Origin of the sequence: Dietzia massiliensis (genome assembly GCF_018390595.1) — a bacterium.
In the GTDB taxonomy this organism is placed as follows: domain Bacteria; phylum Actinomycetota; class Actinomycetes; order Mycobacteriales; family Mycobacteriaceae; genus Dietzia; species Dietzia massiliensis.
Genome location: NZ_JAHBAV010000028.1, coordinates 1 through 18,270 on the forward strand (window position 1 = coordinate 1; position 18,270 = coordinate 18,270).

The 18,270-nt window shown below is 70.4% G+C and carries 17 protein-coding genes; 12 read left to right on the forward strand and 5 right to left on the reverse strand.

The genetic code is table 11. From position 1 onward, the window contains the following. Window positions 1–1,302, reverse strand: a 1,302-nt coding sequence (locus KHA85_RS09365) for a GAF domain-containing protein (protein ID WP_213185585.1), incomplete at its 3' end; no start/stop codon positions are given. 1 nt (window position 1,303) lies between these two features. Then, a complete protein-coding gene (locus tag KHA85_RS09370; RefSeq protein WP_213185586.1) occupies window positions 1,304–2,083 on the reverse strand; it encodes an enoyl-CoA hydratase/isomerase family protein in 780 nt (259 codons plus the stop codon). Between the two features lie 78 nt (window positions 2,084–2,161). Between KHA85_RS09370 and KHA85_RS09375 the strand changes: the two genes are divergently transcribed. The 11 genes from KHA85_RS09375 to KHA85_RS09420 all read left to right on the forward strand — a co-directional run bounded on the left by KHA85_RS09375 (window position 2,162) and on the right by KHA85_RS09420 (window position 12,774). After that, window positions 2,162–3,973, forward strand: coding sequence for an AMP-binding protein (locus tag KHA85_RS09375; protein WP_308936911.1), 1,812 nt, complete (start codon window positions 2,162–2,164; stop codon window positions 3,971–3,973). Further along, the gene (locus KHA85_RS09380) at window positions 3,970–5,535 is read left to right on the forward strand and encodes a sodium:solute symporter family protein (protein WP_213185588.1); all 1,566 of its coding nucleotides are present in this window, start codon (window positions 3,970–3,972) and stop codon (window positions 5,533–5,535) included. The genes KHA85_RS09375 and KHA85_RS09380 overlap by 4 nt, the downstream gene beginning before the upstream one ends. After that, the gene (locus KHA85_RS09385) at window positions 5,528–5,965 is read left to right on the forward strand and encodes a hypothetical protein (protein ID WP_213185589.1); all 438 of its coding nucleotides are present in this window, start codon (window positions 5,528–5,530) and stop codon (window positions 5,963–5,965) included. The genes KHA85_RS09380 and KHA85_RS09385 overlap by 8 nt, the downstream gene beginning before the upstream one ends. Before the next feature lie 162 nt (window positions 5,966–6,127). Continuing rightward, the gene (locus KHA85_RS18285) at window positions 6,128–6,256 is read left to right on the forward strand and encodes a hypothetical protein (RefSeq protein ID WP_272875134.1); all 129 of its coding nucleotides are present in this window, start codon (window positions 6,128–6,130) and stop codon (window positions 6,254–6,256) included. 271 nt (window positions 6,257–6,527) lie between these two features. Then, window positions 6,528–7,205: a response regulator transcription factor gene (locus KHA85_RS09390; protein WP_063973681.1), complete on the forward strand. Its 678-nt coding sequence runs from the start codon at window positions 6,528–6,530 to the stop codon at window positions 7,203–7,205. Beyond that, window positions 7,205–8,704, forward strand: coding sequence for a sensor histidine kinase (locus tag KHA85_RS09395; protein ID WP_213185590.1), 1,500 nt, complete (start codon window positions 7,205–7,207; stop codon window positions 8,702–8,704). Before KHA85_RS09390 ends, KHA85_RS09395 begins: the two co-directional genes overlap by 1 nt. A 184-nt stretch (window positions 8,705–8,888) precedes the next feature. Continuing rightward, window positions 8,889–9,641, forward strand: coding sequence for a polyphosphate polymerase domain-containing protein (locus KHA85_RS09400; RefSeq protein WP_213185591.1), 753 nt, complete (start codon window positions 8,889–8,891; stop codon window positions 9,639–9,641). 27 nt (window positions 9,642–9,668) lie between these two features. Continuing rightward, complete coding sequence (locus KHA85_RS09405; protein WP_213185592.1) at window positions 9,669–10,346, forward strand: DUF4956 domain-containing protein; 678 nt, start codon at window positions 9,669–9,671, stop codon at window positions 10,344–10,346. Beyond that, window positions 10,346–12,037 (forward strand): CotH kinase family protein, encoded by a 1,692-nt coding sequence (locus tag KHA85_RS09410; RefSeq protein WP_213185593.1) that lies wholly within the window; start codon window positions 10,346–10,348, stop codon window positions 12,035–12,037. The genes KHA85_RS09405 and KHA85_RS09410 overlap by 1 nt, the downstream gene beginning before the upstream one ends. A 75-nt stretch (window positions 12,038–12,112) precedes the next feature. After that, entirely contained in the window at window positions 12,113–12,343 is a 231-nt protein-coding gene (locus tag KHA85_RS09415) for a FitA-like ribbon-helix-helix domain-containing protein (protein ID WP_007633444.1), read from the forward strand. Further along, a complete protein-coding gene (locus KHA85_RS09420) occupies window positions 12,340–12,774 on the forward strand; it encodes a type II toxin-antitoxin system VapC family toxin (RefSeq protein ID WP_213185594.1) in 435 nt (144 codons plus the stop codon). Before KHA85_RS09415 ends, KHA85_RS09420 begins: the two co-directional genes overlap by 4 nt. Here KHA85_RS09420 and KHA85_RS09425 read toward each other — a convergent pair. Then, window positions 12,769–13,314, reverse strand: coding sequence for a hypothetical protein (locus KHA85_RS09425; protein WP_213185595.1), 546 nt, complete (start codon window positions 13,312–13,314; stop codon window positions 12,769–12,771). The two genes, KHA85_RS09420 and KHA85_RS09425, sit on opposite strands and share 6 nt — an antisense overlap. Before the next feature lie 332 nt (window positions 13,315–13,646). On the opposite strand from KHA85_RS09425, the gene KHA85_RS09430 reads away from it, so the two are divergent. After that, window positions 13,647–14,144 (forward strand): DUF6328 family protein, encoded by a 498-nt coding sequence (locus tag KHA85_RS09430; RefSeq protein WP_007633438.1) that lies wholly within the window; start codon window positions 13,647–13,649, stop codon window positions 14,142–14,144. Window positions 14,145–14,447: 303 nt separating this feature from the next. Here KHA85_RS09430 and KHA85_RS09435 read toward each other — a convergent pair whose 3' ends face one another. Further along, window positions 14,448–15,431, reverse strand: coding sequence for a DUF308 domain-containing protein (locus tag KHA85_RS09435; RefSeq protein ID WP_236885448.1), 984 nt, complete (start codon window positions 15,429–15,431; stop codon window positions 14,448–14,450). A 113-nt stretch (window positions 15,432–15,544) separates the two neighbouring features. Further along, window positions 15,545–18,157 (reverse strand): ATP-dependent DNA ligase, encoded by a 2,613-nt coding sequence (locus KHA85_RS09440; RefSeq protein ID WP_213185596.1) that lies wholly within the window; start codon window positions 18,155–18,157, stop codon window positions 15,545–15,547. Between the last annotated feature and the right edge of the window lie 113 nt (window positions 18,158–18,270).

The window sequence follows — 18,270 nt, forward strand, 5'->3', positions numbered from 1 at the left end:
GCCGCCGACGGTCGCCTGGTGCGCGGCGAGCCGGGCGGCCACGTCGCGGGCGGTGGCCCCGGCGTCGGAGCCGGGCAGGAGCATCACCGCGCGGTCGCCGTACGTGGTGACGAGGCCGTCGTCGGCGCGGGCGAGCGCACGGCACTCGGCCTGCAGCGCGCGTGGCATCCGCTCCTCGGCGGGGGTGATGACCAGGGCGACGAGGTCGGTGTCGACGTCCACGCCGAGCAGGGCGGCGCGCCGGCCGATGGCCTCGAGGTCGTGCTCGCCGGGCGCCAACACCTCGGCCAGCAGCTCGCCGCGCACGCGGTTGTCGGCCTCGTCGCGCGCGCGGTGCCCCAGCAGGATCAGCGCGATCACCGAGGCCACACGCCCGAGCGCCCGCCCGATCGCGGGGACGGGGCCGCGGCTGCCGAAGGTGACGTAGCCGAGGTGGTCGGGTCCGGTGACGACCGGGGTGACGACGACGAGGTGACCGTCCACCGACCGGGTGACGGGTCCGTCGGTCCACTCGGTGTCCGCGGCGACGTCGTCGACGACCCGCCGCAGCAGGTCGAGCGGCGGTCCCTCGGGCGGGCACGCCCAGCCGATCTCCCGGTGGGCGAGGTCGAACACGGCGGCGGAGCCTGCGCCGATGTCCACCACGAGGTCGACGATCTCGGGGACGGTCGCCCCGGCCACGACCAGCCGGGTGAGGCGTTCGTGGAGGTCGACGATGCCGGCGAGGCGGGCGGTCTCGGCGTGGGCCGCGTCGAGGGCGTCGAGGGTCGCGTCGAGTTCGCGGCGGCGTCGGGTGGCGCGTTCGGCGGCGGTGAGGGCGGCCGAGACCTGGTCGGCGAGCAGGGCGAGGAGGGTGATCTCGTCCTGGGTGAAGTCGCGTTCGGTGCGGTCGGAGGTGAACAGCATCCCGGTGAGCCGGCCGAACGTGCGCACCGGGACGCCGAGGATGGCGGTGAGGCCCTCCTCGATGATGATCGGGTCGATGACGTGCGTGTACTGCTCGTCGGCGAGGTAGTTGCGGGTCCAGCGGGGTGCCATCGCCTCGGCGACCTGCCCGCCGAGCCCGAGGCCCATGCCGAGGCGGATGGTGTCGAAGCGGGGGCTGGTCGCGCCCTCGGCCATGCGCATGTAGGTGTCGCCGCGCTCGGGGTCGAGCAGCATGACGTACGCCAAGTCTGTGCCCACGATCTGGCGGGCCCGCCGGATGGCGATGTGCAGCACGGCGTCCTCGTCCTCCGCCGAGGCGAGTTCGGCGGAGGCGTCGAGGACGTCGCGCAGGCCGAGGGCCAGGTCGACCGCCATGTCAGCGGCCGGTGAACTGCGCCTTGCCGGGGCCGTTGTCGATGAACGACTGCATGCCGAGCTCGCGGTCCTCGGTGGCGAACAAGGCGGCGAAGAGGGCGCGCTCGATGGCCAGGCCGGAGTCGAGGTCCACCTCGACGCCGCGGTCGACGGCCTCCTTGACGGCCCGCAGGGCGATGCGGGGTCCGCCGACGAACTGGCGGGCCCACTCGAGGGCGCGCTCGGTGGCCCGGCCGTCCTCGACGACCTCCTCGACGGCCCGGAGTTCGAGGGCCTCGGCGGCGGTGAGGGTGCGGCCGGTGAGGCAGATGTCCTTGGCGACGGCGGGGCCGACGAGCCGGGTCAGGCGCTGGGTGCCGCCGGCGCCGGGGATGATCCCGAGCAGGATCTCGGGCTGGCCGAGCTTGGCCCTGGACGCGGCGATCCGGCGGTCGCAGCACAGGGCGAGCTCCATGCCGCCGCCCAGGGCCGCGCCGGTGATCGCGGCGACGGTGGGCTGCGGGATCGCGGCGACGGCCGAGAACGCCGACTGTAGGGAGCGGGCCTCGGTGACCATCTGCGCGTGGGTCATGTCGCGCATCTCCTTGATGTCCGCGCCGGCGGCGAAGACGCGCTCGCTGCCGGTGAACACCACGGCGTCGACGTCGTCGCGGCCCGAGACCTCGGCCGACACCGCGCGGAGTTCCTCCTGCATCGCGCGGGACAGAGCGTTGACCGGCGGGCGGTTCAGGGTGACGAGGGCGATGCCGTCGGTGACGTCGAGGGATAGGAATTCATACATGGTGAGGCTCCGAAGCTAGGGGGAATCTCCATTGTATGTGAACCAGACCACTTCTACGGTCTAGGCATGCACCCTCAGGTGAGAGAGATCACACACAGTCAGCCGGGCGGCGGGTTGGGCAGCCAGGCGGCCGGTCAGCCGGGAGATCAGCCGCGGCCCTGGAGCCCGCCGCTGCGGCCCGAGGACTTCCGCTGGAAGATCCCGGACCGATTCAACATCGGCGCGGCGTGCACCGACGCGCATCCGCCGGAAGCACCCGCGATCGTGGTGGACCGCGGCGACGCCCCGCCGGAGATCACCACGTTCGGGCAGCTCGGCGAGCGTGCCCGCCGGCTCATCACTTTCCTGCGCGAGCGCGGCGTCGGCGAGGGCGACCGGATCGCCGTGATGTGTGCCCAGTCCGCGGAGACCGCGGTCGCGCACGTAGCCGCGTACCTCATGGGGGCGATCGCGGTGCCGCTGTCGGTGAAGTTCGGGCCCGAGGCCGCGCTGTTCCGCATGGGCGACTCCGGCGCGGTCGCGGCCGTGTTCGACGGCGACTGCTACGCCCGCCTCGCCGGCGAGCTCGCCGGGCTGCCCGAGCTGCACACCGTGCTCGTGACCGGCGACGCCGTGCCCGAGGCGACCTCGCCGGTGGCCGGGGCGATGTTCGCGGCGGGCACCGCGCCCGCGGTCGACGAGTCCGCGCTCACCGTGCTGCCGCTGGCGGTGGCGGAGGAGGCTGACCTCGCCGTCGTCACCCCGGACACCGGCCCCGACGACCCCGCGCTGCTCATCTACACCTCCGGTACCACCGGCCAGCCCAAGGGCGCGCTGCACGGACACCGCGTGGTGCTGGGGCACATGCCCGGCGTGGTGCGCGCGCTCGACGGGTTCCCGGGCGGAGCGGCAGGGCGGGGCTCCGCGGCAGAGGACAGCGCCGCGGCGGGGGAGAGCACCGATGTGTTCTGGACCCCCGCCGACTGGGCGTGGGCCGGCGGGCTGCTCGACGTGCTGCTGCCGAGCCTCTACAGCGGCGTGCCCGTGGTGGCCTCCGACCGGCGGCCGACTCCGGAGAACGTCGAGCACATCCTCCGGCGACACGGCGTGACCTGCTCGTTCCTGCCGCCGACGATCCTCAAGATGATGCGCGCCTCCGACGTCGACTACTCGCGCACCGGCCTGCGCGCGGCGTTCTCCGGCGGCGAGGCGCTCGGCGAGGCCGTCGCCGAGTGGGCCCGCGAGGCGCTGCGCGTGCAGGTCAACGAGATCTACGGCCAGACCGAGTGCAACCTCATCGTGGGCACGTGCCACGTCGAGTTCGACACCCCGCCCGGCTCGATGGGCCGCCCGACGCCCGGGTTCGACCTCGAGCTGCTCGACGAGCTCGGCCAGCCGGTCGGCGCGGGGGAGGTGGGCGAGATCTGCGTGCGCCTGCCCAGCCCGAACGCCTTCCTGCGCTACTGGAACGCGCCCGAGAAGACCGACGAGAAGACCGCCGGCGGCGTGCTGCACACCGGTGATCTGGCGAAGGTCGACGACGACGGGAACTTCTGGTTCTCCGGCCGCAACGACGACCTGATCTCGTCGGCCGGTTACCGCGTGGGCCCCGGCGAGATCGAGGACCAGATCCTGCGCCATCCGGCCGTCGAGATGGTCGCCGTGATCGGCGTGCCGGACGAGCTGCGCGGAGAGGCGATCGTCGCGTACGTCGTCCCGGCCGCCGACGCCGACGCGGGCGACGAGCTCGCGCGCGAGATCCAGGCGTTCGTCAAGGAGCGGCTGGCCTTCTACCAATACCCGCGGGAGGTCGTCTTCCTGGACGAACTGCCCACCACCAACACCGGCAAGATCCGCCGGGCGCAACTGCGCGCCTCGTTCTCCGCCGACCAGACAAAGGACAAGTCGTGAACAATCCCGTCGTCATAGGCGTGGTGCTCGCCTACTTCGTGCTGATGTTCGCCATCGGCGCGTGGGCCAACACCAAGATGAAATCGGCCAAGGAATTCCTCGTCGCCGGCCAGTCGCTTGGCTTCTTCGTCATGGCCATCGCCAGCTTCTCCTCCATCCAGTCGGGCTGGGGCATGGTTGGCGGCACCGGGCAGACGTACTCCTGGGGCCTCCAGGCGCTCATCGCCGTCGGCCTCTTCGCCCCGTTCGGGTTCGCGGCCGCCTGGTTCCTGCTGGGCAGCCGGCTCAACTGGATCGGTAAGAAGCACAGCGTCTACTCGGTGCCGGACCTCATCCGGATCCGTTTCCAGGACCGCACCTCGCACGCCACGATGTCGGTCGCGGTGTTCGTAGCCGCCGTCGCCTACATGACCGCGCAGGTCACCTCGATCGGCGTGATCATCTCGCTGCTGTTGGGCACCTCCGTGGCGACCAGCGCGTGGATCGGCTCGCTCGTCGTGGCCGCGTACACCATGGCCGGCGGCATGCTCGCCGCCGTGTGGACCGACCTCGTCCAGGGCGTGCTCATGGTGGTCATGTCCGTGGGGCTGTTCTTCTTCGCCGTCCAGGTGGCCGGTGGCTGGGTGCCGATGCTCGACACCATCTCCTCGACCAGCGCCGAGCTGCTGTCGATCGACGGCGTGAAGTCGCCGACGTACATCTTCGCGTTCGGTCTGCTCATCTTCGTGGGCGCCGTCGGCCAGCCGCAGCTGCTCACCAAGTTCCTCATGCTGCGCGACATGACCCAGCTCAAGTGGGGTGCCGCCGTCGCCGGGATCGCCTACGGCGTGACCACCCTGTTCTCGGTGGGCATCGGCCTGGCCACCCGCTCCATGACGATCACCGGTGACGCGCCGGAGCTGGAGAACATCGACGACACCGCCATCTGGTTCCTCGACTCCGTCACGCACCCGGTCGTCGGCGGCGTCGCCCTGACCGGTCTGCTCGCGGCGATCATGTCCTCGGCCTCCAGCTTCATCACCATCGGCGCCTCGTCGATGATGCGGGACCTGCCGGGCGCGTTCGGCATCCGCGTCGTGCGCGAGGTGTTGTGGAGCCGCGTCGCCTCGCTGACGCTGGTGGTGCTCTCGGTCCTGCTCACCCTGTTCCTGTCCCAGGTCGTGTTCCTGCTCGGCGCGCTGGGCTGGGCGGCGTTCGCGGCGGCGATCCTCGGCCCGGTGGTCATGTCGATCTACTGGGAGCGCGCCACCTCGACGGCCGCGACCATCACGGTCATCTTCGCGATCGTCGGCAACCTGGTGATCAGCTCGCTGGCCGCGCGCGACGTCATCACCGTGCCCGAGTACATGCAGGTCGGCGGTATCTCGCTGCTCGTGTCGATCCTGCTCTTCTACGGGATCTCGCTCATGACGAGCAACCGTCACCCCGACGCGACCCTGGCGTTCCTCTACGGCGGCCCCGGCGCCCGCACCGACGGCCCGCTCGCCGCCACCGCGCCGACCGGCACCTCGCCCGCCGCCACGGCGCCGACCGCCTCCACCGAAAGGCCCGACCATGTCTGATCTCGCCGCCCTCGACCGCGCCGGTGCTCCCGTCCCCGAGTACAAGCGCGCCGGCACCCTCATCCACGTGTTCGCCGGGATCGCCGCGTTCGCCCTGATCGGGATGCTCGCCGACATCTGGCAGATGGTCTTCCTCGCCGTCCCGCTGTTCGCCCTGGCCATGATGCTCATGGGCTCACTGCGCGCCAACGGGACCTGGGACCGCGCCTCGAGCATCGGCATCGTCGCCTACTGCGCGGTCCTGGCCGCGCTGGTCGTGTGGTCGATCCTCACCGCGTCCGGCGACGCCACGTTCTGGGGCCTGCCGATGTCGATGGGCGTGATCGTCTACCTCATCTGGCCCTACACGGCCGTCGGCGCGGGACTGCTCTACGCGTTCGTCTTCGACCGCACGATCGACGAGAAGCGCCTCGCCGCCATCGCCGACTGAGCTGTCCCGGCGCAGCACTCCAGCCGCAGCCGGCCCGACGCCAGCAGCCGCGTGCTCCACGTGAAACCGCACCGCATCGCCGCGGGCGGGGTCACCCGGATCGCGCGGCTGACGCGTGTCGCGGGTAATCCCGCGGGGCCCGAACCGTGACGGTGACCTGCGGTGACCTGGGTTGCCCTGCTCGCCGCGTTCAGGGCATCGCAGGTCAGAGGGGTTCGCGGCGGTGATGACGACGACGATGACGACGACGACGAGGGCTGCGCCCGCACCCGCCACGCGGTCACCCGCTGAGCCGGACCGGCGGGGTGCCCTGCTCGACCCCTTCAGGGCACCGCAGCTCAGAGGAGTGGCGACGACAACGACGCCGGGAGCGCAGGAACCCGGCACTCTGCGCGCCGGGCCCGCCGCCCGTGACCCGCGACACACAGGAACCTGCCAGCGAATTGGCCGGGAACTCGAGGGAACGGCCGCCATACTGAGGGCCGTGAACACCGCCCCGCCGCCCCGCTCTGCTGCCAGTACCGCCGCCGCCAGCGCCAGCGCCGGCGCCCCGGAGGCCAGGGTGCTGGTGGTGGACGATGAGGAGAACATCGTCGAGCTGCTTTCGGTTTCTCTGAAGTTCCAGGGGTTCGAGGTGGCCACAGCCCGGACAGGCGCGGAGGCGATCGACAAGGCCCGGACTTTCAGGCCGGACGCGGTGATCCTCGACGTGATGATGCCGGTGATGGACGGGTTCGACGCGGTGAAGCGCCTCCGGGCGGACGGTTGCGACGCCCCGGTGCTGTTCCTCACGGCCCGGGACGCGGTCGAGGACCGGGTCGCGGGCCTCACGCTGGGCGCCGACGACTACGTGACCAAGCCGTTCAGCCTCGAGGAGGTGGTGGCCAGGCTGCGGACGATCCTGCGGCGCACCGGCACGCTGTCCGCGGCCGAGCGCAGCGCGCGGCTGACGTTCGCCGATCTCGAGCTGGACGAGGACACCCACGAGGTCTACAAGGCCGGCCGCCCGGTGGCGCTCTCGCCGACCGAGTTCACCCTGCTGCGCTACCTGATGCTCAACGCCGGGACGGTCTTGTCCAAGGCGCGCATCCTCGACCACGTGTGGGACTACGACTTCGGCGGCGACGGCGGGGTGGTGGAGTCGTACGTCTCCTACCTGCGCAAGAAGATCGACACCGCCGAGCCGCGGCTGATCCACACCATCCGGGGCGTGGGGTACGTCCTGCGCGAACCGCGCTGATGCCCGCCGACCAGCCGCCCGCTGCCCGGCCGCCTGCACCGACTCCCGCCGCGCGCCGCCTGCCCCTGCGGGTGAGCCTGGTCCTGCTCGCGGTGGCGCTCACCGCGCTGGCGTTGGTCGCGTCGGGCGTGGCGGTGACCCGGGCGCTCGACGCATCGATGCTCGACCGCACCGACGCCGCGCTGCAGGAGGCCGAGCGAGGGTGGGCCCGGCCCCTGGGCGAGCTGCCCGCGAACCCGCCACCGCCACCGGCACGGGCGCCCGGCCCGGAGAGTCCGCCGAGCCGCTTCTACGTGCAGGTCCGCGACGCCAGCGGGGCAGTGCTGGTGGAGATCAACGACGAGGACTCCGCCCCCGCGGTCGACGGTCTCGACGCCGGGGAGCCGGCCACCGTGCCGTCGGAGGAGGACGGCTCGGCGCCGTGGCGGGCCCTGCGCTTCAACGGCCCCGCGGGCGAGACCGTCACCGTCGCCACTCCGTTGACCGAGAACCGCGCGGTCGTGCAACGCCTGGTCTACCTCCAGCTCGGCATCGGGGCGGCGATCCTCGCGGCCCTCGCGCTCGCCGCGTACGTGACCGTGAGACGCAGCCTGCGTCCGTTGCGTGAGGTCGAGCGGACGGCGGCGGCGATCGCGGGCGGGGACCTCTCGCGCCGGGTGCCCGAGGGTGATCCGCGGACGGAGGTCGGCACGCTCGCGGTGGCGGTCAACGAGATGCTCGCCCGCATTCAGACCTCGATGGCCGACGCCGCCCGCGCCGAGGACGCGGCCCGCGACTCCGCGGCCGCCGCGCGCCAGTCGGAGGCTGCGGCGGTGCGGTCGGAGGCGGTCATGCGGCGTTTCGTCGCCGACGCCGGCCACGACCTGCGGACGCCGCTCACCACGATCCGCGGGTTCGCCGAGCTGCACCGGCAGGGCGCGGCCGACGACACGGACCGGCTCATGCGGCGCATCGAGTCCGAGGCCCGGCGGATGGGCGTGCTGGTCGAGGACCTGCTCACGCTCGCGCGGATGGACGAGCAGCGCCCGATCGCGCGGGACCGCGTGGACCTGCTCGCACTGGCGGCGGACGCGGTCCACGACGCCCGCGTGCTCGCCCCCGACAGGACGGTCGGACTGGAGGTCATCGACGGCCCCGGCACGCCCGAGGTTCTGGGCGACGAGGTTCGCCTGCGGCAGGTGCTGGGCAACCTGGTCGACAACGCGCTGCGCCACACCCCGCCGGGCGTCCCGATGACCGTGCGCGTGGGCACCGAGGCGGACGACGCGCTGCTCGAGGTGGCCGACGCCGGGCCGGGCATGACGGCCGACGAGGCGGAGCGGGCGTTCGAGCGCTTCTTCCGCGCCGACGCCTCGCGGACCAGTTCGACGGGCGGCAGCGGGCTGGGGCTGGCGATCGCGCGGTCGCTGGTCGAGGCGCACGACGGGTCGGTCACGGTGGAGACCGCGCCGGGCCGGGGTGCGACGTTCCGCGTTCGGCTGCCGCGCGTCCGGGACTGACCCTGGACTGACGCGGCGGGACTGACACGACCGGGCGGCGGGCGCGGAAACTGCCAGCCGGCTGCCAGGCTCACCGGAGCGTCGCCGGAGGTTCACCAACTGTACTGACGTCACCGTCAGACAGCGTCCGTCTGCGCCGGAGGATCGACCGCCGGCGCCGCGGACGGGAAAGTAGTCGCCGCCAATGGCTCACGCCTTCAACCGGTACGAGATCAAGTACCTCATCGACGAGATGGCCGTGCCCGCGCTCCGCGAGGAGCTGGCCGCCCGAATGGACGCCGACCCGCACTCGCCGCGCGGCGGATACCCGGTGGCCTCGCTCTACTACGACTCCGACAGGCTGCTGTTCTACTGGGAGAAGATCGAGGGCCTGAAGTTCCGCCGCAAGCTGCGGCTGCGGCTCTACGGTGACCCGGCCGAGTGCACCGATGAGTCGACGGTCCACGTGGAGATCAAGCAGCGCGTCAACCGGGTCACACAGAAGCGACGGATGCCGCTGCGGTACGGAGTCGCACGCGAGTGGCTGGGAGAGCTCCGACGCCCGCAGTGCGCGCCCGAGCACCAGGGCTTCGTCAACGAGGTCAGCGGGCTGGTCTCGAGCCTGGACCTGCGGCCCGTGGCCACGACCGGCTACCTGCGCGAGGCGTTCGTGGGTCGCGGGTCGGACACCGGCCTGCGCGTGACGATCGACCACCGCGTGCACGGCCGCGACCGCGACTTCCACTTCGCCTCCGGCGCCGAGAACCGGTTCATCATCCCGCCCAAGCTCGCGATCGTCGAGCTCAAGGCCGACGAGCGGGTCCCGTACTGGGCCACCGACCTGGCGGCCCGGCTCGACCTGAACGTCGTGCGGATCTCCAAGTACTGCCGGTCGGTCGAGACGTTCGGACTGGCCCCGCGCTCGATACACGGCGCCCCTGAACTCGCCGCCCTCTGACACCCGTACACCAGAACCAGGAAAGCAATGAACTTCGACTTCCAAGACCTCAGCGGGACCTTCACCGCCTTCGACGTGGCGATCGCGCTCTCGCTGTCCTTCGTCCTCGCCTCGATCATCGGGTGGGTCTACCGCCACACCCACCGCAACGTCTCGTACAGCCAGTCCTACGTGCAGACGCTCGTGATCGTGACCATGGTGATCGCGATGATCATGCTGGTGGTGGGCTCCAACATCGCCCGCGCGTTCGCGCTGGTCGGTGCCCTGTCCGTGGTGCGCTTCCGCAACGCCATCAAGGAGACCCGCGACGTGGGCTTCATCTTTCTGGCGATGGCCGTGGGCATGGCCGCCGGCACCCGCTTCTACCTGCTCGCCATTGCCGCCACTGTCGCGATCTGCCTGGTGATCGTCCTGATGCACCGCTTCAACTGGTTCACGCTCGACGTCCAGCGTCAGGTGGTCAAGGTGCAGGTCCCGCCGGGGGCCGAGTACCACGCGCTCGTCGAGGACGCCCTCGTGGTGCACTGCACCGACTTCGAGCTGGTCTCCACTGAATCCGCCCGCGGCGGCGCGCTCACCGAGCTCAACTACACCGCCCAGCTCAAGAAGGGCAGCAGCTCCGCCGACCTCATCGCCGCCCTCAACCAGGCCAACTCCGGCCAGCGCGTCACCGTCCTGACCGGGTACGACCAGACGGACCTGTGATGGCCGCCGACCCGACCACGCCGCGGCGTCGGCTCAGGCACCGTGTGCCCCTGTCCTTGCGACAACACTGGAAGCTGCTGGCAGTGAGTGTGGCGGCGCTCGTCGTCGTCGTCCTCGTCCTGGGCGACACCCGCGTCCGGCCGTACATCACCGCCGACGCGGATGTGATCGCCTCGCCCATCACCGAGAACGTGACCGGCACGGTGGAGCTGTTCGACCCCGATGTGGCGCACGAGATCCACCTGGAGATCGACGATGTGGAGTACGCCGAGATGATCGACGCGTTCGAGCGCAACGGCGACAAGGACTGGGTGACAGCGGATCTGACGATTGACGGTGAGTTCATCAACGACGTCGCCGTGCGGCTCAAGGGCAACTCGACGCTCATGGGCCTGCGCGGCGAGGAGGGCAGGCCAGGCGGCGCGGGGCGCGGTGACGGTGGGCGCGGTGATGGCGGGCCGCCCGCGATGCCGGAGGGGACGGATTTGCCCGAGGGGATGCCGCGGATGCCGGAGAACGTGGAACTGCCGGCGGGCATGGAGATGCCTGCGGGCGCGCCCGGCGGCATGGCGGCGCCCGGGATGGATGCCGGGATCTCGGCGGACGATCCCGCGTCGCTGCCGCTGCTCATCAGCTTCGACGAGAACTACGATGGCCGCGCGTACCAGGGGATGACCGAGCTGTCGGTGCGGCCGGGGACACCGGTGCTCAACGAGGCCGTCGCGCTGGAGCTGACCGAGGCGACCGGGCAGGCCACGCAGCGGTACGCGTACAGTGAGTACTCGGTCAACGACGGCCCCACCACCTCGCGGCTGGTGCTGGAGCACCCCGACGACGGGTACACGTCCTCGGCGTTCGACGGCCCCGGCTACCTGTACAAGGCGGACGCGAACTCGCGGTTCGAGTATGTAGGCGAGGACCAGTCGGACTACTCCGACCAGTTCTCGCAGGTCAACGCCGAGGGCGAGGGCACCATGCAGCCGATCATCGACCTGCTGCGGTGGGTGGACTCGGCGAGCGACGAGGAGTTCGCCGCCGAGCTCGACCAGTGGATCGACGTGGAGTCGTTCGCCGAGTACGTGGCCACGCAGAACCTGCTGTCCAACTTCGACGACATGTCCGGCCCCGGCCAGAACTACTACCTCTGGTACGACCTCGGGACCGAGAAGTTCACCGTGGTGTCCTGGGATCTCAACATGGCGATGAGCGGGGATGCGACCGCCGGCCCGCACGACACCGTGTCGATGGGTGGGCCCGGTGCGATGGGAGGACCGGGTGGGATGTCGGAACCTCCTGCCGGGGTGGAGCCTCCCGCCGGGACGGAATTGCCAGCTGGCATGGAACCGCCGGCCGGGATGCCGATGGGCGGCCCGCCCAGTGGCGGAGAGAACCCGGCCGGCGAGAGCCCGGGTGACGAGCGCGGCGGGCGCCGCGGCCCGTCCATGGATCACCCGCTCAAGACGCGGTTCCTCGAGTCGGACGCGTTCACCGAGCTCTACGAGCAGACCTACTGGCAGCTGTACGACGAGATCTACGGCAGCGGCCTGGCGGTACAGACGCTCGACCGCGTGCGGCAGCAGTTCCCGCTGAGCGACGAGGTCGACAGCGCCGCGGTCGACGAGGAAGCGGCGATCCTACGCGCCTGGATCGACCAGCGGACGGCGGCGCTGGCGGAGAAGCAGCCCGCGTAACCGCCGGAGCCGAGCGACGAGGGACTTCCCACGACCTAGTCGAAACGATATCATGGTAGCGATATCGGAGGTGTTATGGCTGAGCAGATCTTGGTCCGCAATCTCCCCGAGGGAACGAAGGCTGCCCTTCGGGCGCGAGCCGAGCGGCATCGCCGTTCCGTCGAGGCGGAGACGCGCGAGATCATCGCCGAGGCGTTGGCAGAGAATCCCACTACTCTCGTCGACCTGCTGGCTGGTGACGAAGGCGCTGATATCGAGTTCGAGCCCGGTCGACTCGGTCTTACAGGGCGTGACCCAGAGCTGTGACGGGTGCCAGTGAGCGGACCCGGTACGTTCTTGACACCAACGTGGTGTCGGCGCTGCGCGTCCGTGGCAGACACCCGGCGGTGGAGGAGTGGGCCGCAGCACTACCGGTGTCTAACCTGTACGTCACTGCGTTGACCATCAGCGAGATCGAGCGCGGGGTCATTGGCAAGGAGCGGTCGGACCGCCGGCAGGGAGAGGTTCTTCGCGCCTGGTTCGACAACCGGGTATTACCGGCGTTCGCCGGGCGGGTTCTGCCTTTCGACCTTGCGGCGGCTCGAATCCTCGCGACCTATCGGGTTCCCGACCACGCTCCTCTGGATGACGCTCTCATCGGCGCCGTGGCACAGGTAGGTGGCATGGTGGTTGCCACGCGGAACACCCGCCACTTCCACCCACTCGGCGTGGAGTGCATCAACCCCTGGGCTTCATAGCTGCCCGAGCAGCTCCTTCCACACGGGCCGCCAGTACTCGATGGCCTCGGCGGAGTCGAGCTTGGAGTGCACCACGCCGACGGTGCACTTGCCGCCGGCCTTGTCGCTGAAGTTCAGGGCCACGCGGGTACCGTCCGCCAGCGGCACCCGCGAGTAGCGCCACTTCTCGGTGCTCGAGGTGGACGGCTCGGACTCGATCTCGACCCCGCCGAACTCCTCGCGCCCACCGACGAGCGCGACCCACGCCTGCAGCGCCGCGTCCTTGTCGCCGGCCACGGTCTTCGAGGTGGACAGCTGGAAGTCGCCGTCACAGGACTGCCCGGGGACGCGAAGTCCGGTGTGCTGCTCGTAGGCGACGGCGGCGTGTTGCGCCCACCATTCACGCTGCTCCATCGACTCGGGCATGTGCTGCAGCGTCAGCCGCGCGATCGCGGTGTGCTTGAGCTCGCGGGCGCCCTCGCGGTCGAGCAGCTCGACCCAGTCCTCCCACGAACGGCCGGTGGCGGCGGCGACGGCGGCGGTACTCGACGACTTGACCATGCCTTCATGCTGCCCGACCCTCCGACCCGCCGCGCGCCGATCGCCCCGCCGGGGTGACCGGGAACCGCCCCTGACCTGCAGTGCCCTGAAACCCCCTTCGAGGGCGCCGCAGGTCAGCGGCGCGCAGCTGTCCTCCGGCGCCTCGTCGCCCGCCGCGCTTCAGGGAAGAGAGTGTCGACGACGACGAGGTCCGCCTACCCGCCGGGTCCGCCATCACCCGGCGAGTCGAGTCGGTCCCGGCGGGCCGGCGGGGAACTCCCGATTCCCGGCGAAACGCCCGTCGACGCCGGCGGACCGGGGAACGATGAGGGTTCCGCGGAGAGAGGAGCGGCATGGAGGTCGAGCATCCCCGCGAGCGCGACGAGACCGAGGCTCAGCGGATCGACCGCAACTGGATCGAACTGCTCCAGGAGCTGCGGATCGTCCAGACCGGCGGCCAGGTGCTGATCGGCTTCCTGCTGGTCGTGCCGTTCCAGGAGCGGTTCGCGGAGATCAGCTGGGGCGCCCGGGCCCTGTACCTCGTCGTCCTGTCGCTCACCCTGATCTCGTCGGTGATGCTGCTGGCCCCGGTGATGATCCACCGCGCCGTGTTCCGCTCGCATCGCAAGGACCGCGTGCTCCGCTTGTCCGCGACGTTGGCCCGTGCCGGGTTGGCCATCTTGTCCGTCGCGATGGTCGGTCTGGTCGCGCTCATCTTCCTCCTGGTGACGGGCACCGCGGGAGGTCTCGCTGCGGCAGCGGTGATGGCCGTCTTCGTCGTGGTGATGCTGTTCGTGGTCCCCGCCCGGATGCGCCGCCGTGCCGCGACGAATCCCTACGTTGCCGACTGATGGCTGCGCGGCTGCGCGGCGGCGCGGCGCACCGGCGATCGCTCTTCCGAACTTTGGTGTAGCCATCGCGAATCCCGGGCCATTTATTCGCAGTGGTTACGACCAAGTTCCGATCACGGTCGCATGGGGGGTGGGGGCGCGGCTCCGCTTGGCCGGTAGTGCCCTGAGAGGCCCGTCCAGGGCACTGCAGGTCAGCGTGGCGCCTGCGCGACAGCCTCAGCAGCGAAAACCGCGATGAGAGCCGCGAAATGAAGATCGCCGCCGACCCATTGTCGGGCCGACGGCGAACGCTCTCAGACTGACTTACTCGACTGCGACGAACACCTCACCGCCGAAGGCTCCGAGTTCCAGGCGGAGCAAGCCCGACTCGCCCTCGGGAACCGCGAGGTCGATGTTGCCGGTCGCAGACGCACCGGTGTAGAGCTCACCTTCCAGGGGATCGGGCGTCACAGCGGAATGGTCGTAGTCCCGAATCACATTGCCGGTGTCGGTGACGAAGGCTGCGCGGAGGAAGTCGGCATGACCAGATTCATCCCCGATGTAGGTAGCTGTGAGATTGACCAAGGCGTACTGGCTTCCGGGCGGCGGAGGATCATTGAACATGTTGGCCGCCATGACCTGGTCGGTTGCGTTCCGAGTGAAGCTGTTGACGACGACTTCCCACTCGTCCGAGCTGAGGACGTCGCCGATCGCTGACGGGTTGGCCCGGCTGCCAGTGCTGTCGTCAGTGTCGGAACCGCTAGAGTCCGGGGCAGCTCCAGCGCCGGAGCTGCCTGACTCCGGCTGAGACACAGTCACCTCGTCGTCGAACGCCTCTTCGAAGGCATCTCCGATGACGGTGACGAAGAAGGCCATGGCGACGATCGTGCCGACGATGGAGACGATGACGGCAGCGATCGAGGTTCCCTTGGGCTTGCCGCTCATGAACAGCCCGACCAGGCCGAGGATGAACCCGAAGGGGAGCAGGATCCAGCCGATGATCGCCGCACCGGGCACAACCGACACGATCGTGCCCAGGACGGCGACCACGAGCCCCACGATGCCGACGGTGTTCCGGTTCTTGGCGGGCTCGTCAGTCGGGAACGACAAGCCGTAGGGCTGACCGCCGTAGGGGGCATTGGGGTCGCTGAACCACGGCTGCGAGCCTGCTTGGCCCCCGTATTGCGGGCCGGAGGCGCCGGAGCTCTGGTACGGCGGCTGCGCGGTGGGAGCCGACGGCGACCACGGGCCTGGACGGGACGGCTTGTCGCCCGTGCCTCCGGACTCCGGAAATTGTGAATCTGGCATGTGAGTAAGACTTACATAAGTAGACGCTCAGTGTCCAACTCTCGGCCTTTGCGGCCAAGGCGCTGGCCTGGGCGCCGGAGGAGGCCTTCCATGGCCACGGTCCGGACGCTTGTCTACAAGTCCCCGGGCAGCTTGTCGCGGCGGATGTCGCGCCAGGAGGGCTGGCGCATGTTGCCGTCGTCGGTGAAGCCCTGGTGGCGAACTTCCACGACGATCTTGGGCGTCACCCAGACGGCGTCGCGGCGGGCGTCGGCCGGGAGCTGTTCGACGAAGGGGCTGGTCTTGCGGCGCAGGTGCTCGAGCTCGGCGAGTAGGGCGCGGGCCTGCTTGTCGGTGAAGCCGGTGCCGACGCGGCCGATGTAGGCCAGTCCGGTCTCGGCGGGCAGGCCCAGCAGCAGGGAACCCAGCGAGCCGGAGCGGCCGCCCTTGCCGGGCCGCCAGCCGCCGACGACGGCCTCGGTGGTGGTGAGCAGCTTCTGCTTGAGCCACGCCTTCGACCGCCGTCCTGACTCGTACTTCGAGTCGCGGCGCTTGGCGACGATGCCCTCCCAGCCGTATTCCTCGGCCTCGGCCAGGGCGCGGTCACCGGGGCCGTCGAGGACCTCCGGCACGTGCACTCGATCGACCTCCCGCAGTGCCGGCGCGAGCAGGTCCAGCACCTCACGGCGGCGCTCCCACGCCTGTTTCTGCAGGTCCACGCCGTCGACCTCGAGCACGTCAAAGACGAACAGCTCGACCGGCGGCAGTGACGAGTCCTTGCCCTCGGCGGCGGCCTGCTTGGCCAGCGACGCGAAGTCCGGCACGCCGTTGGCGTCGAGGATCACCAACTCGGCGTCGAGAACGGCCCGCCGCTCGAGCGCTTCGGCCAGCCCGGGGAAGCCGTCGGCGAGCCAGTCCATCGAGTTGCCGTTGCGGCTGACGAGGCGCGTCTGTGCGCCGTCGGTCGCGAGGGTGACGCGGTAGCCGTCCCACTTGCCCTCGAACGCCCACGTGTCGTCGGGCAGTTCGGTCACCTCGGCGGCCGTGGGGATCATGGGCAGCGGGGGAGCCTCGGGGCGGCTGGTGCTGTCGGACCGGTCGGTGGAACGCGAGCGCGCCTTGCCGTCGGAACCATCGGGGTCGCCGGAGCCGCGCGCACGCTTGTCATCGTCCGGGTACGACGACTTCGGGTTGTCGCGCCCGCCGTAGAAGGAGTCCGGCGATTGGTCCTTCATGTACTGCACGATCCACTGGTTCTTCTCGGCGCTCGTGCGCACGAGTACGTACCGGCCGGAGACCTTCTCGCCGTCGAGCCACACGATGATCTCGTCCTCGCGCCACTTCTCGCACTCGTAGGTGCCGCGGTCCCAGACGGTCATGTGGCCGGCGCCGTATTCGCCCTTGGGGATGGTGCCCTCGAACGTCTCGTAGCCGAGCGGGTGGTCCTCGGTGTGCACGGCGAGCCGCCGGTCCTTGGGCTCGGTGGGCAGGTTTTTGGGCACGGCCCATGAGGCCAGGACGCCGTGGTGTTCGAGCCGCAGGTCGTAGTGCAGGCGCCGGGCGTGATGCTCCTGGATCACGAAGATCGGCCCGTCGCCGTCGGAGCGATCGGTTTCCACCTCACCCTCGAACGGCTCGGGCGTCTTGCGGCGATCCCGCTTGCGGCGGTACTCCTCGAGACTCGTGACCACGGCGTCGGCGCTGGTGGGCTCGGCGTCGCAGCCCTCGACGTCGGTCGAGCTGGTGTCGGCGGGCTCGGGGTCCTCGTCATCCGACGACGACGAGCTCTTCTTTCCCCCGGACGACTTCTTGGCCCGGGATGCGGAACCGGCAGAGGTGGGCTTCTTCTTGGCCGACCCGCCCTTTTTGGCCGTGCCTTCGAGGCCGTCGAGGAGATCGCCGTCGGCGTCCAGTCGCTTGAGCACCTCGTCCCAGTGCAGGTGCGCGAGGCCGCCGTCGCCGAGTTCCTCCCACGAGCGGGGCGCGGCCACCCACGGCTCGGCCCGCCCGCGCAGGGAGTACGGCGCGACGGTGGTCTTGGCGCCGCTGTTCTGGCTCCAGTCGACGAACACCTTGCCGTCGCGGATGGAGCGCTTCATGGTGGCCGTGACCAGGTCGGGGGTCTGCTTGGCGAGGGACTGCGCGATCTCCTTGGCCACCTTGGAGGCGCTGGCGGCGGTGACGGCCTTGTCCAGCCGGGCGTAGAGGTGGATTCCCTTGGAGCCACTGGTGACCGGGAACGACTCGAGTCCCGCCTCGGACAACAGGTCCCGGACGCGGAGTGCGACCTTCGCCGTCGTACCCAGTTCCACCCCCTCACCCGGATCGAGGTCGATGACGATCCGCCGCGTCCTCCCCGGCTCACCGTTCGTGAGGGTCCACTGCGGCACGTGCAGCTCGAGGGCGGCCTGCTGGGCGAACCAGGCCAGGGTCGCGGGGGAGTCGAGCACCGGGTAGCGGACGGTGCGCGAAGAGTGCTCGATGGTCACGCTCGGCACCCAGTCGGGCGCGTGCTGGGGCAGGTTCTTCTCGAAGAACGAGTCGGCGTCGGTGCCGTCGGGCCAGCGCTTGCGGGTGACGGGCCGGTTGCCGGCGTAGGTCATGAGCAGCGGTGCGACGGCCGTGTAGTACTCCAGCACGTCGGCCTTGGTGGTGCCGGTGGCCTCGTAGAGCACCTTGTCAGGGTGGGTGAACCGCACGGTCCGCCCGTCGACCTTCACCGACTCCTTCTGCCCCTTAGTCGCCATGGGACCACTCTTGCATCCGACTCGGACACTGGCGACCGGCTCGGTGGGCGGATCGGATGGCGACGACGACGAGGGCCCGCAACACAGACGGCCGGCCCCGCGCGTCGTGTGCG

Coding starts and splice junctions, on each gene's coding strand:
- KHA85_RS09370 (WP_213185586.1), bottom strand. CDS start 2,083: ATGTATGAATTCCTATCCCTCGACGTCACCGACGGCATCGCCCTCGTC.
- KHA85_RS09385 (WP_213185589.1), top strand. CDS start 5,528: ATGTCTGATCTCGCCGCCCTCGACCGCGCCGGTGCTCCCGTCCCCGAG.
- KHA85_RS09395 (WP_213185590.1), top strand. CDS start 7,205: ATGCCCGCCGACCAGCCGCCCGCTGCCCGGCCGCCTGCACCGACTCCC.
- KHA85_RS09400 (WP_213185591.1), top strand. CDS start 8,889: ATGGCTCACGCCTTCAACCGGTACGAGATCAAGTACCTCATCGACGAG.
- KHA85_RS09405 (WP_213185592.1), top strand. CDS start 9,669: ATGAACTTCGACTTCCAAGACCTCAGCGGGACCTTCACCGCCTTCGAC.
- KHA85_RS09410 (WP_213185593.1), top strand. CDS start 10,346: ATGGCCGCCGACCCGACCACGCCGCGGCGTCGGCTCAGGCACCGTGTG.
- KHA85_RS09415 (WP_007633444.1), top strand. CDS start 12,113: ATGGCTGAGCAGATCTTGGTCCGCAATCTCCCCGAGGGAACGAAGGCT.
- KHA85_RS09425 (WP_213185595.1), bottom strand. CDS start 13,314: ATGGTCAAGTCGTCGAGTACCGCCGCCGTCGCCGCCGCCACCGGCCGT.
- KHA85_RS09430 (WP_007633438.1), top strand. CDS start 13,647: ATGGAGGTCGAGCATCCCCGCGAGCGCGACGAGACCGAGGCTCAGCGG.
- KHA85_RS09435 (WP_236885448.1), bottom strand. CDS start 15,431: ATGCCAGATTCACAATTTCCGGAGTCCGGAGGCACGGGCGACAAGCCG.
- KHA85_RS09440 (WP_213185596.1), bottom strand. CDS start 18,157: ATGGCGACTAAGGGGCAGAAGGAGTCGGTGAAGGTCGACGGGCGGACC.